The organism is Citricoccus sp. CH26A, assembly GCF_000224415.1.
Classification (GTDB): domain Bacteria; phylum Actinomycetota; class Actinomycetes; order Actinomycetales; family Micrococcaceae; genus Citricoccus.
The window spans coordinates 148,541-163,400 of record NZ_AFXQ01000003.1 but is presented as its reverse complement, the minus strand read 5'-3'; the positions used below and the strand labels follow the sequence as shown (position 1 = coordinate 163,400).

The window sequence follows — 14,860 nt, the reverse complement described above, 5'->3', positions numbered from 1 at the left end:
CTGATCAGTGGGTTAACGGCGGACGGTGCACGGAGGACTCCGTGCACCGTCCGGGTTCTGCTCAGTACAGGTCAGCGGCCGTGACCGTGGCCCCGGCCTTCGTTCCAGCCGTGGCTGCGCTTGTGGTCCTCGGCCCAGCGGCCCTTGCCGCGGTTCTTCGCGTCGCGGCGCCCGCGGCCCTTGTCCTTGTCCCGGCCACCACCGTTGTTGCCGGAGACGGAGAAGACCTGCACCACGGACGGGCGCGGCACGGCGACCAGGTCGCCGGCGAGTCCGCCGCCGGGGACGAAGTCCGGGAAGTAAGAGGTGTGCTCGCCCCAGTCACCGCCCTCGCCGGGGTGCTGCACGGCCACGAACACCGAGTTGTCGCGGTCGTGGATGACCGGGCCGCAGGTCTCGGCGTCGGCCGGCACGGCCAGGAACTGCTCGACGCGGCCGCGGTTGCGGCCCTCGAGGGTGACCTTGTGCAGGGCGTCGGAGTAGCCGATCTTGCCGGGCTGGCCATCGGTGGAGATCCAGAGGTTGCCCTCGGAGTCGAAGGCCAGGTTGTCCGGGCAGGAGATCGGGGAGACCTTGTCGGCCGGGAACCCGGAGAAGTACACCGAGTCGGAGACCGCCGGGTCGCCGGCGAGCAGCAGGATGTTCCAGGAGAACCGCTCGGCGGCGTGGTCGCCGCGGCGCTCGGTCATCTCGATGACGTGGCCGTCGCGGTTGCCGCCGTCGGCCTTGGCCACCGGGTTGGCCTCGTCGACCTCCTCCACGGTCCGGCCGGAGTTGTTCGTCAGGGCCATGTAGACCTTGCCGGTGACCGGGTTGGTCTCCACGTCCTCCGGTCGGTCCATCTTGGTGGCGCCGACGGTGTCCGCGGCCAGGCGGGTGTTGACCAGGACCTCCTCCACGGTGAAGCCGTCGACCAGGGAACGGTCGTTCTTCACCAGCGGGATCCAGCGGCCCGAGCCGTCGAAGGCACCGTCCGAGGGCAGCTCGCCGCTGCCGTCGATCTCCGACTCAGGGGAGTCGCCGTCAAAACGGGCCACGTACAGGGTGCCCTCGGACAGCAGCGTCATGTTGTGGCGCTTGTCCCCCTTGCGGTACTTCTTCCGCGAGACGAACTTGTACAGGTAGTCGTCGGCCTGGTCGTCGCCGGAGTAGACGACGGCGTGGCCGTCCTTGGAGATGACCGTGGTGCCGGCCTCGTGCTTGAAGCGGCCCAGTGCCGTGTGCTTGACCGGGGTGGAGGTGGGGTCCTCCGGGTCGACCTCCACGATCCAACCGAAGCGGTTGGCCTCGTTCGCGTAGCCCTCGTTGTTCAGGTTGAAGCGGGCGTGGACGGTCTCCCACTTGCGCTCCGTCGGGCCCGGCTTGATGCCGATGCGGCGCTCCTCGTCGGCACCGGTGCCGACGAAGTACTGGTCGATGTTCTCCTCGCCGGAGAGCACGGTGCCCCACGGGGTGGTGCCGCCGGCGCAGTTGTTCAGGGTGCCCAGCACGGTGGTGCCCTCGGGGTCTTCCACGGTCTTGAGCAGGTCCGAGCCGGCGGCCGGGCCGTCCACGGTGAAGGGGGTGAAGCCGGTGATGCGGCGGTTGCGGCGGCCACCGCGGACGTACTCCCAGGGCTCGCCCTTGCCGTCGCGCTTCAGGTCCACGATGGACAGGCCGTGCGCGGCGATGCCGGCGTCGACGACGTCCTCGTGGTTCGAGGCGCGGTACTCCGGGGAGAACATGATGTTCTCGTTGGTGTACTCGTGGTTGTTCACCAGGTAGCCGCGGCGGTCGTTGCCGCCGTCGGAGATGACGTTGAGGTAGTCGCAGTTGTAGCCGAACTGCATCGACTGGGTCTGCCCGGTCTGGCGGTTGAGGTCGAACTCCGGGGAGTCGTCGAACAGCGGGTCGCCCCAGCGGATGATGGGCTCCCAGTCGTAGCCGCGCGGGACGGTCATGTCGTCCACGGTGCGCGGGACCGGGTCGATGGCGTCGAAGCGCAGCTTGCCGCCGCCCTTCGGGTGGCGGCCGTTGTCCGCGGCGGCCTCGGGAGCGCCAGCCACGGTGGTGGCGCCGACGACGACGGCGGCAGCCAGCCCGCCGCCGAGGCCCAGGGCGGCGCGGCGGGAGATCGCGGCGTTGGCGATGTCCCGGAAGTGGGGGTTGCCCGAGGTGTTCGGCACGGGGTGCGAGCAGGCGCTGCCGCACTTGAGCTCGCAGGTGATGGGGAGGCGGTTGCCACGGGTGTGGCCGGCCATGGGCAGCTGGCGCTTCAGCAAGGAGATCTCCTCAAGATGGTGGATGAGCGCTTCCACCCTTCACCCCGAAGGATGCGTTCCGGGCGCGAAACGGTTACGTCCCGGTGAACACTGCGTGAGCGGCATGTCGGTCACGTCGATGGGACCGCAAAGGCCCCTAACCTGCCAGGACGTCGTAGGCGGCGCGCAGGCGTGAGCCCCACCATCGCTGCCGGTCCTCGCCGGCGCGCAGTGCCCCCCGGGCCACCGGGACGGGGGCCGGGCCGGGACGGAGCCGGCCGGCGTCGGGGACCCAGGGCGGGTCCGCGACGTCCTGGGCGAACAGCGCCACGGTGCCCAGCCCGCAGGCGTGGGGCAGTCGCGGCAGGCTGGCGGCGAGCGCCACCCCGGCGGCGATCCCCACCGAGGTGTCCAGCGCCGAGGACACGACGGCATCCAGCCCGGCGGCCTCCACGATCCCGAGTGCGCGGCGCACCCCGCCCAGCGGCTGGACCTTGACCACGACCAGGTCCGCGGCCCCGGCCCGGGCGACGGCCACGGGGTCGGTCTCCTTGCGGACGGACTCGTCGGCGGCCAGCCGTACCTCGATCCCGGCGCGGTCGAGGGCCTCGCGCAGCCGGGCGAGGCCCTCGATGCCCGCCACCGGCTGTTCGGCGTACTCGAGCCCGTACCCGGCCAGCCGGCCGAGTGCCACCAGGGCGGTGGCGTGGTCCCAGCCCTGGTTGGCGTCGATGCGCAGGGCGGCCTCCGGCAGCAGGCGGCGCACCTCGGCCACCCGGGCCACGTCGTCGTCGACGTCCTGGCCCGCTTCGGCCACCTTCACCTTGACGGCCGGGACCGCGCCGAAGGACTCCAGGACGCGCCCGACGTCCGCCGGCCGGACCGCCGGGACGGTCGCGTTGACGGGGACGGTCTCCCGCACGGGGGCCGGCCAGCCGTGCCAGCCGGCCTCGATCGCCGCGGCGAGCCAGCGGGCGGACTCCCCCGCGTCGTACTCGCGGAACGGGGAGAACTCGGCCCAGCCGGCCGGCCCGTGCAGCAGCATCGCCTCGCGCACGGTGGTACCGCGGAAGCGGGTGTGCAGGGGCTGGGCGACGACGACGGCGCCGTCCAGCAGTTCGTCGACACCGGGCAGCGACAGCCCGGCCAGCAGGGGCGGGATCATGCCCCCAGCCTATTCAGCGTGCGTGGTGGTACCCGAACTTGCGGGCGACGGCCACGGCGCGGGCGTGGTCACCCAGGACGGTCTCCAGCGCCTGGACCACGGCGGCGGTGGTCTCCGGCCGCAGGGTCCAGTCCTCGGTGAACGGGTCGTCCCACCGGGCCCAGGCGCTGCCGGTGGCGGCCAGGGCCAGCGCCATCTGCTCGAGGGAGTCGAAGGTCGGCTCCGGGTCGTCCAGCCGGTCCTCCCAGCCGTCGTCCCCGGGCGCGGTGAGGACCTGGCCGGTGTTCGCGTCGAGGATGAACGGGTCGGCGCCCTGCTTGGCCACCACCGTCCACTCCTCGTTCCAGTCCACGAGCCGGGCCGCGGTGCTCCGGTTCCAGCGGTATCCGGCCTGCTCGTCCCAGAGCCGTTCGAGCGGGAAGAACAGGAAGGGCAGCCCGGCGGTGTCGATCTCGATCCACTCGGGTCCCACCTCGCGGTAGAACCGGGCCAGTTGCGGGGCCAGGGGTGTCTCCCCCGCCCACTCGATGGGTTCCTGGCGGCTGACGGGACCGAAGAGGGCGAGTGCCTGGCGTGCCGCGGCATGCTCGGGAGTGGTCCCCGCGATGTTGGACATGGGGCCGAGGATAGACCGCCCGTCCGTCGCCCGCGTGACGGTCCGGCGACGAATGGTCAACGGACCGGTGACGGGATCCTCCCAGCCGGCTGGACCACAATGGAGCCCATGCCCCCTGCCGTTCCCGACACGCTGCCCGTCCGGTCCGCCCGTCGGCCGGCCCGTGACCCCTGGGCCTGGCTGCTGGTGCTGGCCGGCTGCATCGCGCTGCTCCTGGTGGTCTTCACCTCGTTCGTGGGCACCTCCACCGGCCAGCTGGCGGAGTACATGGCCCTGGAGGCCGCCACCCACCGGCTCGCCTCGCTGCACGGCTCGGTGACCGTGGTGCTGGTCCGGTTGCCGCAGATCGTCGGGGTGGTCGGGGTTGCCGTGTTCGTGGTGCTCACGGTCTGGCGCCGGCGCTGGTTCGCCTCGCTGGTGGCGGCGGCGGGGTTCGCCGGGGCCAACCTCACCACCCAGGTGCTCAAGAACGTGCTGTTCGTCCGGCCGGTGCTGGACAACGGGGTGCCCTACTACACGGGCAACTCGTTGCCCTCGGGGCACACCACCTTCGCCGCGGCCGCGGCCCTGGCAGTGTTCCTCGTGGTGGCCCCGCGGTGGCGTCCGGCGACGGCCGCGATCGGTGCGCTGTTCGCCACCGCGGTGGGGGCGGGCACGTTCATCGAGGCCTGGCACCGTCCGGCGGACATGGCGGCGGCCTACCTGGTCGCCGCCGCCTGGGCGCTGGCGGCCGGCTGGGTCATCCTGCGCACGGGACCCGGGTGGAACACGGTGGGCCGGCCCAGCGCCCGTCATCCGCGGCCGGCCGGCCACCCCGGCTGGGACGTGGCCCTCTGGCTCGGCGGCCTGCTGGCCACGGCCGGGGCCTGGCTGGCCTTCCAGGCCGCAGGGGGCGTGGCCGCCCTGACCCCGGTTCCGGACTGGCACTCCGGCTGGCACTTCCTGGCCGGGCTGCTGCTCTCCGTGGGCCCGGGGCTGCTGGTCTTCGGGTTCCTCTCGACCTTCTTCCGCTGGCAGGCCGGGCGCCGCTGAGTCAGGCCACCGGCCCGGGCCCGCGTGGCAGGGCCCGGGCGAACACCACCGCCCCGGCGCCGGCGATCACCGCGATCACCCAGATCCCGGTGGCGAGCCCCGCCAGGGCCGTGACCGCGGAGAGGATGGCCGGCCCCGCCAGGATGCCGGCGTCCGCCTGCAGCCGCCACAGGGCCAGGAATTGGGGCCTGGCCTGCCGCGGGGAGTAGTCGGCGCCCAGGGTCATGACGATCCCGGAACCGAAGCCGTTGCCCAGCCCCACCACCAGCGCCACCGCGGTGAACCACCCCGGCGCGCCCGTGAGCGGGATCAGGGCCATGCCCAGGCCCAACCCGCTCAGGCAGGACACCGCCACGATGCGCCGGCCGCGGCGGTCCATGAGCAGCCCCGAGGGGTAGAACATCAGCAGGTCCGCCAGACCGGTGATCCCGTAGATGACGGACGCCGCGGCGGGCGATAACCCCAGGTGGGTGGCCCACAGGGGGATGACGGCGGAACGGCAGGCCCGGGTGGCGGACAGGCAGATCACGGCCACGCCCACGGTGGTCAGCACCCGGCGGTGCTCCCGGGCCAGCGAGCGGAGGGTGGGCCGGGCCCGCGGAACCGGAGGGGTCCCCGCGCGCACCGGGCCCGGCACGGGCAGCTCCCGGATGGCGAAGCTGCCCGCCGCGGCCAGGGCCATGGTCAGCGCACCGGCCGCGAACGCCCCGTGCAGGCCGAGGAGGGCCTGCAGCCCCGCGCCCAGGAACGGCCCGAGGAACAGGCCGATGCGGATGGTGCCACCGAGGGTGGACATCGCCCGCGCCCGGTGGCTGACCGGGACGGCGACCGCCAGGTAGGACTGCCGGGCCAGGTTGAACCCCGCTCCGGCCATGCCCACGACGAACAGCCCGGCGAAGAACAGGGCGAGCCCGGCGGCGTCGGGCACGGACAGCCAACCGGCGACGGCGGCCCAGGCCACCAGCGCGCCCACCGCACCGGTCCAGGCGGAGACGATGATGGTCCTGCGCTCCCCCGCCCGGGAGGCCAGGTGCGCGGCGGGCGCGTTGGCCAGCAGCGAGCCGATCCCGACGAGGGTGACGGAGGCCGCGGCCACGGCCACCGAGGCCCCGAACGCGGTCGCCGCGGGGGCCATGGCCGGGGTGATGGCGCCGACGCCCACGGAGTAGACGGCCGAGGGCGCGTAGACCTGGAACGCCGCGGCGAGCGGGTGGGGCCTGGTCATGACAACCGCCGGGCCAGGTGCCCCGTCTGCTCCGCGCCGTACACCGCACCGTCCCCGCCGACGGCCCGCTCCATGGCGTGCAGCATGTCCCGGACGTGGTCCATCCCCACGACGGCGCCGTGCCCGGGGACGACGACCCGGTAGCGGTCCGCCAGCGCGAGGATCCGGGCCAGGGCGGTCAGCCAGTCCCGGGGCCAGGCGTCCTCGAAGGCCGGGTCGGCGCCCTCCTCGACGAGGTCCCCGGCGAACAGGACCTCACCGGCCCCGACCAGCAGGTCGCCGTCGGTATGGCCGCGGCCCACGTGGAACAGCGTGGCGCCGATACCGCCGAGGTCGAGCGTCCGCGGTGCGTCCCCCACGGTGTGCGTGGGCGGCAGTATCCGCGCGTGGGGTCCCTCACCGGCGGCGAAGGCCGGTTCGAGGGCACGCACCTCGACCCGCTGGTCCTCGCCGTGCTCGCGCAGCGCGGCCGCGGCGTGCTCGTGGCCCCAGACCTGTTCCGCGCCGGCGGCCCCCGAGTCCGCCAGGTAGGCGTTGCCGAACACGTGGTCGAAGTGGGCGTGGGTGTTCACCGCCACCAGGGGCAGGGCGGTCAGCTCGCGCACCCGGTCCAGCAGCCAGGCGGCCTGGACCGGCCCGGCGCCGGTGTCCACCAGCAGGGCCCGGTCCGTCCCGACGACGAGGCCCACGTTGGCCTGCCAGCCCGGCAGGGCCAGGGCGTGGGCGTGCGCGGAGAGCTGGACCCACCCCGTGCCTGGCATCGGGCCAGACTACCCCTGCCCGGACGGGGCCCGGCGTGACATAGTCGGGACCATGGCACGCACGAACGCCTCCACGACCCTCTTCGGGGTGAGCCCCGGGCAGGCCGAACGCCGGCGCCGGGCCCGGCGCCGGCGGACCGCAGTACGGGTGGGCGCCGCGGTGGGCGCCTGCGCCGTCGTCGGGTCACTGCTGACCGACCCGACGAGCCGCTGGTACCGGTCCCTCCGGAAGCCGTCCTGGCAACCGCCACCGGCAGCCTTCCCCCTCGTGTGGACGGCGCTGTACGCAGACATCGCCTGGGTGAGCTCGCGGACGATCTCCGCGGCCCAGGAGGACGGCCGGTCCGCGGAGGCCCGGTCCTACGCCCGGGCCCTGGGCGTGAACCTGGCGCTCAACGCCGCGTGGTCCGGCCTGTTCTTCCGCGCACGGCAGCCGGCGCTGTCCGCCGTGGGCGCCGGGGCCCTGGCCCTGAGCGCGGCGGACCTGGCCCGCCGCGCCGGACGGTCCCGCGCCCTGCGGGGCTGGGCCCTGGTCCCGTACGTGGCCTGGACCACACTGGCCACTGCACTGTGCGTTGAGATCGCGCGGCTGAACCCCCAGAAGTAGGCGGCGCGGCGCCCGCCGCCGCTAACATGGCCCCCATGCCCAGGCCCGATACCGCAGCACCGACATCCGATCCCAGGACCCTGAACACCGTGGACGCGGCCCATCCACGCAACGGGTTCGACCGGTTCTTCATGATCTCCCGGCGCGGTTCCTCCGTCGCCCAGGAGATCCGCGGCGGGCTGGCGACCTTCCTGGCGATGAGCTACATCATCGTGCTCAACCCGCTCGTGCTCTCCGGGGCGGACGCGAACGGGGACACCCTGGGCATCGGCCGGGTGGCCGCCGTGACGGCGCTCGTGGCCGGCGTCGCGACGATCGTCATGGGCGTGTGGGCCCGGCATCCCTTCGCCCTGGCCGCCGGGCTCGGCGTCAACGCGCTCGTGGCCATCACCGTCGCCACGACCCAGGGACTGACCTGGCCGGCCGTGATGGGACTCGTGGTGATCGCGGGACTGGTCATGGCCGTGCTGGTGGCCACCGGCTTCCGGCAGGCGGTGTTCAACGCCGTGCCGGACGCCCTGAAGACGGGGATCGTGGTGGGCATCGGCCTGTTCATCGCCATGATCGGCTTCGTCAACGCCGGGTTCGTCCGCCGCGTGCCGGACGCCGCCGGCACCACCGTCCCGGTCGGGCTGGGCACCGGCGGTGACCTGGAGGGCTGGCCGGTGCTCGTGTTCATCGTCGGGCTGCTGGTCACCTCCGTGCTCGTGATCCGCAAGACCCGCGGGGCCATCCTCATCGGGATCGTGGTGGCCACCGTGCTGGCGAACATCCTCGAGGCGGTGTTCCACATCGGCCCCTCGGTGGACGCCGAGGGCAACGTCAACCCGACCGGCTGGTCCCTGGTGGCCCCGTCCTTCCCGGACTGGAGCGCCCCGGACGTGTCCCTCGTGGGACAGGCGGACCTGTTCGCGGCCTTCAGCCAGGTCGGCCCCCTGATGGCCCTGCTGCTGGTGTTCGTCATCCTGCTGTCCGTGTTCTTCGACGCCATGGGCACGTCCGTGGGCCTGGCCCGCGAGGCCGGCAACGTCACCCGGGACGGTCAGATCCCGCACCTGAACCGGGTCCTGATGGTGGACGCCCTGGCCGTCTCGGCCGGCGGCGGCGCCTCCGGCTCTGCCAACCAGATCTTCGTGGAGTCCGGCACCGGCATCGGCGAGGGCGCGCGCACCGGCCTGGCCTCCGTGGTGACCGGCGTGCTGTTCCTGCTGGCCATGTTCCTGACCCCGCTGATCCACCTGGTGCCCTTCGAGGCGGTCGCCCCGGCCCTCGTGGTGGTCGGCTTCATGATGGCCACGCAGGTGCTGCACATCGACTGGACCGACCTGGGTGCCGCCTTCCCGGCGTTCCTGACCTTCATCCTCATGCCGTTCACGTATTCGATCGCCAACGGCATCGGCGCCGGCATGATCGCCTACGCGGTGATCCGCACCGCGCAGGGCCGGGCCCGCGAGGTGCACCCGCTGCTGTGGGTGGTGGCGGCGGCCTTCGTCCTCTACTTCGGCATGGGTGTCTTCCGGGGTCTGCTGGGGCTGTGATCCACGCCCCCGGCGTGCGGTTGAATGGTGGCCATGAGTTCTTCGGACACCACCACCTCGGCCCCCACCTCGCACCCGCCGGTCGCCGAGCGGCGCCCCGTGCCGCGCGAGCACCACGGCCAGGCCTTCACGGACGACTACGACTGGCTGCGGGACAAGGAGTCCCCCCAGGTCATCGCGCACCTGGAGGCGGAGAACGCCTACACGGCGGCGGTCACTGAGGACCAGGAGCCGCTGCGCACGGCCATCTTCGGCGAGATCAAGGCCCACACGGTGGAGACGGACCTGTCCGTCCCGGCCCGCAAGGACGACTGGTGGTACTTCTCCCGCACCGAGGAGGGCAAGCAGTACGGCGTGCAGTGCCGCGTGCGGGCACGGGACACCGGTGACGCCGCCTCGGACTGGACCCCGCCGGTCATCGAGCCGGGCGTCGCGGTCGAGGGCGAGCAGGTCATCCTGGACGGCAACGCCGAGGCCGAGGGCAAGCCCTTCTTCTCCCTCGGCGGGCTGGCCGTGTCCCGGGACGGGAACCTGATGGCCTACGCCGTGGACCATGCCGGCGACGAGCGCTTCACCCTGCGCGTCCGTGACCTGCGCACCGGCGAGGACCTGCCCGACGAGATCCCCAACGTGTCCTACGGGGTGGTCTTCGACCGCACCGGCACGCGCGTGTTCTACACCGTCCCGGACGAGTCCTGGCGTCCCTACCGCATCCTCGCCCACACCCTCGGCACGCCGAACGAGCAGGACCAGCTGCTGTTCCAGGAGGACGACCCGGGGATGTGGTCCGGTTTCGGGCTCTCCGCCGACCGCACCGAGCTGATCGTGTCCATCGGCAACTCCGAGCTCGCCGAGACCCGGGCCCTGGACCTGCCCGAGGGCGCCGGGGAGCCGCTGGGCGGGCTGCGCGTGCTCGTGGACCGCTCCCTCGGCCTGCTGCACGGCGTGGACCCCGTCACCCTGGACGGCCGGCGGCACTACGTGATCGTCCATGACAAGGACCTGGCCACGGGGGCCGACGCCCCGAACAACATGGTCTCCCTGGCCGCCCGTGAGACGGTGACGGATCCGCGGTCCTGGCGCACCGTCGTGGAGCACTCGGCCACCACCAAGGTGGACGGCGCCGCCGTCACCGCCACGCACCTGGCCCTGAGCGTGCGCCGCCAGACGACCCCGCGCACCCTCGTGATGCCGCTGGCCGGCCTGGGCACGGACCGGCAGGGCCGGCCCGTGGAACCGGACTTCGGCGAGGAACTGTACTCGTGCGAGCTGGCCGGGGCCCCCTACGAGTCGCCCTACCTGCGGTTGTCCTACACCTCCTGGGTGACCCCCTCCCAGGTGCTGGACTGGGAGGTGGGCGCCGGCGAGGCCGGCACCCTGCACCTGCGCCGCCAGGTCGAGGTGCCGGGCTACGACCCCGAGCAGTACCTCGTGGAGCGCTGGTGGGCGCCGGCGGAGTCCACGGACCGGCGGGTCACGATCCCGCTGACGGTCATCCGGCGCAAGGACACCGAGTGGGACGGCTCCAACCCCTGCGTCGTCTACGGCTACGGCAGCTACGAGGTCTCGATGGACCCGGGGCTGTCCGTGGCGCGGTTGTCCCTGCTGGACCGCGGCGTGGTCTACGTGGTGGCGCACGTGCGCGGTGGGGGCGAGCTGGGCCGGGCCTGGTACGACCACGGCAAGAAACTGCACAAGAAGAACACCTTCACCGACTTCGTGGACGCCACCCGGTTCGTGGCGCAGTCCGGCTGGGTGGACCCGGACCGGATCGCCTGCATGGGCGGCTCGGCGGGCGGGCTGCTGATGGGCGCGGTGCTGAACCTGGCCCCCGAGCTGTACCGGGCGTGCGTGGCGCAGGTGCCGTTCGTGGACGCGCTGACCTCCATCCTGGACCCGGACCTGCCGTTGTCCGCCCTGGAGTGGGAGGAGTGGGGCAACCCGATCACCGACCCGGAGGTGTACCGGTACATGGCCGAGTACACCCCGTACGAGAACGTGCGGGCGGTGGACTATCCCGCGGTCGCGGCCGTGACCTCGCTGAACGACACCCGGGTGCTGTACGTGGAGCCGGCCAAGTGGGTCCAGCTGCTGCGCCGCACGGTCACCTCGGACCAGTCCACGCCGCTGGCCGCGGGGGGCTCGCCGATCGTGCTGAAGACGGAGATGGACGGCGGCCACGGGGGCGCCTCGGGACGCTACCGGGCCTGGGAGGACCGGGCCTGGGACTACGCCTTCCTGCTCACCGCCCTCGGCGCGACCCAGCGGGTGTGAGCCGTCTCGCGGTCAGCGTCACCCCGGCGCTGGCCGCGACGACCAGCACGACCGCCAGGGTGCGCAGCAGCCCGGACTCCTGGCCCAGCAGCAGCCACCCGAACAGGGCCGCGAAGGCCGGTTCCAGGCTCAGCAGGATGCTGAACACCGCCGGTGGCAACCGGCGCAGCGCGTTGAGCTCCAGCGAGTAGGGCACCACCGAGGACAGCAGCGCGACCAGGAGCCCCAGCCCCAGCAGCGCCGGGTCCGCGAACGCGCCGGCTGCCCCCGGCACGCCCAGCGGCGCGACGACGGCGGTGGCCACCACGAGCGCCACGGCCAGTCCCCCGCTGCCCGGCACGAGCGCACCCACCCGCTTGCTGGTGAGGATGTAGGCCATCCAGAACGCCCCGGCGACCAGGGCGAAGAACACGCCGACCGGGTCCAGCGCCGAGTCCCCGGAGGCGCTGTCCAGCGCGAGCAGGGCCATGCCCGCCAGGGCCACGGCCACCCAGAGCCCGTCCACCCAGCGCCGGGCGAGGAGGGCGGCCAGCACCAGCGGTCCCAGGAACTCGATGGACACCGCGACCCCCAGCGGGATCCGGTCGATCGCGGCGTAGAAGACCCCGTTCATCGCGCCCATGGAGATCCCGAACAGGACCACCGCCGTCCACTGCGAGCGCGTCCACGCGCGGACCCGCGGCCGCACCAGGCCCAGCAGCACCACCGCGGCCAGGCCCAGCCGCAGCGTGGTGACGCCCCAGGGACCCAGGACCGGGAACAACTGCACCGCCACGGCCGCACCGAACTGCAGCGAGACACAGGCCCCGATGACCAGCACGACCCCGGTGGCCAGTGCGCGGGGCTGGACGCCGACCGCTCGGGGCGTGGGTGCGATGATCGGCAGCGGGTTGGTCGAGGGGGTCACGTCCCCATTGTCCCCGGCCTCCTGGTGGCCCGCCGGAGTTCATCCGCAGGCCACCGGGGTTTCACGGCGCGCGGCTTCACTGTGTGCATGGACACGCACCCCACGCCGGACCGCCGCACCCTGCTCAAGGGAGCCGCCGCGGCCGCCCTCGCCAGCACCCTGCCCGCCGCGCTCGGCACCGGACCGGCGGCCGCGTCCCCGGTGGTGTCCGCACGTCGTCCCGCGGCCCGCCTGACCCTGCCCTCCGGGATCCAGACCGGTGACGTCACGTCCCACTCCGCCGTCCTGTGGTCCCGCTCCTCGGGTGAGGGCCGCCTCCAGGCGGTCCTGCACGCGCTCGACGCCGACGGCGACCGCGTGCGGTCCCGGGGCCGGCGTCGTGGTCATGGAGCGGGCCGGGACGGTGAACCGATCCGCCTGCGCGGCCCGTGGGCCACCGCGGACACCGACTTCACCGCGCGCATCCAGGCCCGCGGCCTGCCGTCCGGCACCGCGTTCGACCTGGAACTGTCCTTCGAGGACGCGCACGGCCGCCGCAGCGAGCTCGGCACCGGCCGGTTCAGCACCGCACCGGGACACCGGTCGGACGGCGCGCAGAGCTTCGTCTGGACGGCCGACACCGCCGGCCAGGGCTACGGCATCAACCCCGACGTCGGGGGCATGTTCGGCTACGAGACGATGCGCTCGTTCAACCCCGACTTCTTCCTGCACGCCGGTGACACCGTCTACGCGGACGGTCCCATCGCCGAGACCATGACCGAGCCCGACGGGACGCTCTGGCGCAACGTGGTCACAGACGAGGTGGCCAAGGTGGCCGAGACCCTGCGGGAGTTCCGCGGCCGCCACAGCTACAACCTGATGGACGCCAACGTGCGGGCCATGTACGCGCAGGTGCCGGTCATCGCCACGTGGGACGACCACGAGACCACCAACAACTGGTGGGCCGGCGAGGTGCTGACCGATGAGCGCTACACGGTCCGGGACGTCGACACCCTCGCCGCGCGCGGTCGCCGCGCCTGGCAGGAGTACCAGCCGATCGCCGATCGCCGGGCGATGTCCCGCGGCAGCGGCCTCGAGCCGGCCCGCATCTACCGCAGGATAGAGCGCGGTCCCCAGCTGGACGTGTTCGTCCTGGACATGCGCACGCACAAGGGCGAGAACACCGACGGCATGGAACCGCACGCGACCGCCCTCCTCGGCGAGGAGCAGCTCGAGTGGCTGCTGCGCGGGCTCAGGACCTCGAAGGCCACGTGGAAGGTCATCCTGGCGGACCTGCCGCTGGGCATCATCGTCCCGGACGGGAAGGGCCAGGAGTCCATCTCCAACGCCGACCACGGCAGACCGCTGGGCCGCGAACTCGAACTGGCCCGGCTGCTGTCCGGCATCAAGCGTCAGGGCAGCCGCAACGTCGTGTTCCTGACCGGGGACGTGCACTACTGCGCCGCCCACCACTACTCACCCGAACGGGCCCGGTTCACGGACTTCCATCCGTTCTGGGAGTTCGTGGCCGGTCCCATCAACGCCGGGTCCTTCGGACCGAACGAGATGGACCACACCTTCGGTCCCCACGTGGACTTCCAGAAGGCCGGCCCGGCGATGGGATCACCCCGCGACGGCGCGGGGCAGTTCTTCGGGCGCGTGCAGGTGGCCCCGGGGGGCGAGGAGTTCACGGTCGAGCTGATCGACGCGAACGGCCAGGTGCAGTACACCCGGACGCTGACCCCGGAGCGCTGAGCGCCGGCGCCCCGGGTCAGGCGGGCCGGTCGGCGGTGGGGCCCAGCTTGCGCAGGACCGCCTGCAGTTCGTCCTCGCCCAGGCCGTGCCGCCGGAGCAGCGCCGCCACCGATCCCTCGTCCGGCAGGGAGTCCGCGAACTCCTCCAGGGCCTGCAGCCGACCGCTGAGGAACTCCTCCAGTTCCTCACCGGCCATATGCCGCTCGTGGGGGTGGGGCACGGGGCTGATGCGGTGCCAGTCGTTGATGCCCCGGGCGCCGGCGTCGTACTGCGGCAGGACCAGATCACGCCGACCGGCCAGCATCAGCAGCAGGGTGACCACGAGCCCGGTCCGGTCCCGGCCCGCCGAGCAGTGCAGCACCACCGCCCCCGGTGCCGCCGCGATCGCGCCGAACACCCGGGCCAGCCGGTCCGGGAAGTAGCGCAGGGTGGACGGGTAGTACCGCGGGTGGTTCGGGTAGGGCGCACCGGCGGCGAGCGCCGGTTCCATGTACTCCGCCACGTCCTGGTCCTCCACCGGGCAGTGCACGACGTCGATCCCGGCCCGAGCGGCATCGCCCACCGCGGGGTCGGTGGGCCGGCGGGCGCGTTCGGGCTCGTTGCGCAGGTCGATCACCGTGGTGACGCCGTCCTGGCGCAGGTGCCGCCAGCCGTCCTCGGTCAGCCATTCCTGGCGCCCCATCCGGTAGATGAGCCCCAGCACGTGGTGCGCGTTGACCGCTCCGTCCCAGTCCATGACACCACTGTGCACCGTCCAGCCC

12 protein-coding genes are annotated in these 14,860 nt (G+C 73.0%); 5 read left to right on the top strand and 7 right to left on the bottom strand.

The window, feature by feature from the left end; genetic code table 11:
* Positions 1–71 precede the first annotated feature (71 nt).
* The 3 genes from CITRI_RS16115 to CITRI_RS0103190 all read right to left on the bottom strand — a co-directional run bounded on the left by CITRI_RS16115 (position 72) and on the right by CITRI_RS0103190 (position 4,021).
* A complete protein-coding gene (locus tag CITRI_RS16115) occupies positions 72–2,261 on the bottom strand; it encodes a PhoX family phosphatase (RefSeq protein WP_010143153.1) in 2,190 nt (729 codons plus the stop codon).
* Positions 2,262–2,397: 136 nt separating this feature from the next.
* Complete coding sequence (locus tag CITRI_RS0103195; RefSeq protein ID WP_010143152.1) at positions 2,398–3,405, bottom strand: o-succinylbenzoate synthase; 1,008 nt, start codon at positions 3,403–3,405, stop codon at positions 2,398–2,400.
* Between the two features lie 13 nt (positions 3,406–3,418).
* Positions 3,419–4,021, bottom strand: coding sequence for a hypothetical protein (locus CITRI_RS0103190; protein WP_010143151.1), 603 nt, complete (start codon positions 4,019–4,021; stop codon positions 3,419–3,421).
* Between the two features lie 108 nt (positions 4,022–4,129).
* Here CITRI_RS0103190 and CITRI_RS16110 point away from each other — a divergent pair, with 108 nt between their 5' ends.
* The gene (locus CITRI_RS16110; RefSeq protein WP_157998896.1) at positions 4,130–5,053 is read left to right on the top strand and encodes a phosphatase PAP2 family protein; all 924 of its coding nucleotides are present in this window, start codon (positions 4,130–4,132) and stop codon (positions 5,051–5,053) included.
* 1 nt (position 5,054) lies between these two features.
* On the opposite strand, the gene CITRI_RS0103180 is transcribed toward CITRI_RS16110, so the two are convergent.
* Together CITRI_RS0103180 and CITRI_RS0103175 are read right to left on the bottom strand one after the other, a co-directional pair.
* Positions 5,055–6,278, bottom strand: a complete 1,224-nt coding sequence (locus tag CITRI_RS0103180) for an MFS transporter (RefSeq protein ID WP_010143149.1) — start codon at positions 6,276–6,278, stop codon at positions 5,055–5,057.
* Positions 6,275–7,039: an MBL fold metallo-hydrolase gene (locus CITRI_RS0103175; protein ID WP_010143148.1), complete on the bottom strand. Its 765-nt coding sequence runs from the start codon at positions 7,037–7,039 to the stop codon at positions 6,275–6,277. Before CITRI_RS0103175 ends, CITRI_RS0103180 begins: the two co-directional genes overlap by 4 nt.
* Positions 7,040–7,091: 52 nt before the next feature.
* Here CITRI_RS0103175 and CITRI_RS0103170 point away from each other — a divergent pair, with 52 nt between their 5' ends.
* The 3 genes from CITRI_RS0103170 to CITRI_RS0103160 all read left to right on the top strand — a co-directional run bounded on the left by CITRI_RS0103170 (position 7,092) and on the right by CITRI_RS0103160 (position 11,458).
* Positions 7,092–7,646: a TspO/MBR family protein gene (locus tag CITRI_RS0103170; protein ID WP_010143147.1), complete on the top strand. Its 555-nt coding sequence runs from the start codon at positions 7,092–7,094 to the stop codon at positions 7,644–7,646.
* Positions 7,647–7,777: 131 nt separating this feature from the next.
* The gene (locus CITRI_RS0103165; protein ID WP_050813572.1) at positions 7,778–9,184 is read left to right on the top strand and encodes an NCS2 family permease; all 1,407 of its coding nucleotides are present in this window, start codon (positions 7,778–7,780) and stop codon (positions 9,182–9,184) included.
* Positions 9,185–9,217: 33 nt separating this feature from the next.
* Positions 9,218–11,458 carry a S9 family peptidase gene (locus tag CITRI_RS0103160; RefSeq protein ID WP_010143145.1) on the top strand — a complete coding sequence of 747 codons (2,241 nt, stop codon included), beginning with the start codon at positions 9,218–9,220 and terminating at the stop codon, positions 11,456–11,458.
* On the opposite strand, the gene CITRI_RS0103155 is transcribed toward CITRI_RS0103160, so the two are convergent.
* Positions 11,427–12,365 (bottom strand): DMT family transporter, encoded by a 939-nt coding sequence (locus tag CITRI_RS0103155; protein ID WP_010143144.1) that lies wholly within the window; start codon positions 12,363–12,365, stop codon positions 11,427–11,429. The genes CITRI_RS0103160 and CITRI_RS0103155 overlap by 32 nt on opposite strands.
* A gap of 87 nt (positions 12,366–12,452) precedes the next feature.
* Here CITRI_RS0103155 and CITRI_RS0103150 point away from each other — a divergent pair, with 87 nt between their 5' ends.
* Positions 12,453–14,099 (top strand): alkaline phosphatase, encoded by a 1,647-nt coding sequence (locus tag CITRI_RS0103150; protein WP_010143142.1) that lies wholly within the window; start codon positions 12,453–12,455, stop codon positions 14,097–14,099.
* 16 nt (positions 14,100–14,115) lie between these two features.
* Here the strand turns inward: CITRI_RS0103150 and CITRI_RS0103145 are convergent, their stop codons facing one another.
* Complete coding sequence (locus CITRI_RS0103145) at positions 14,116–14,835, bottom strand: tyrosine-protein phosphatase (RefSeq protein ID WP_010143141.1); 720 nt, start codon at positions 14,833–14,835, stop codon at positions 14,116–14,118.
* Positions 14,836–14,860: the final 25 nt, after the last annotated feature.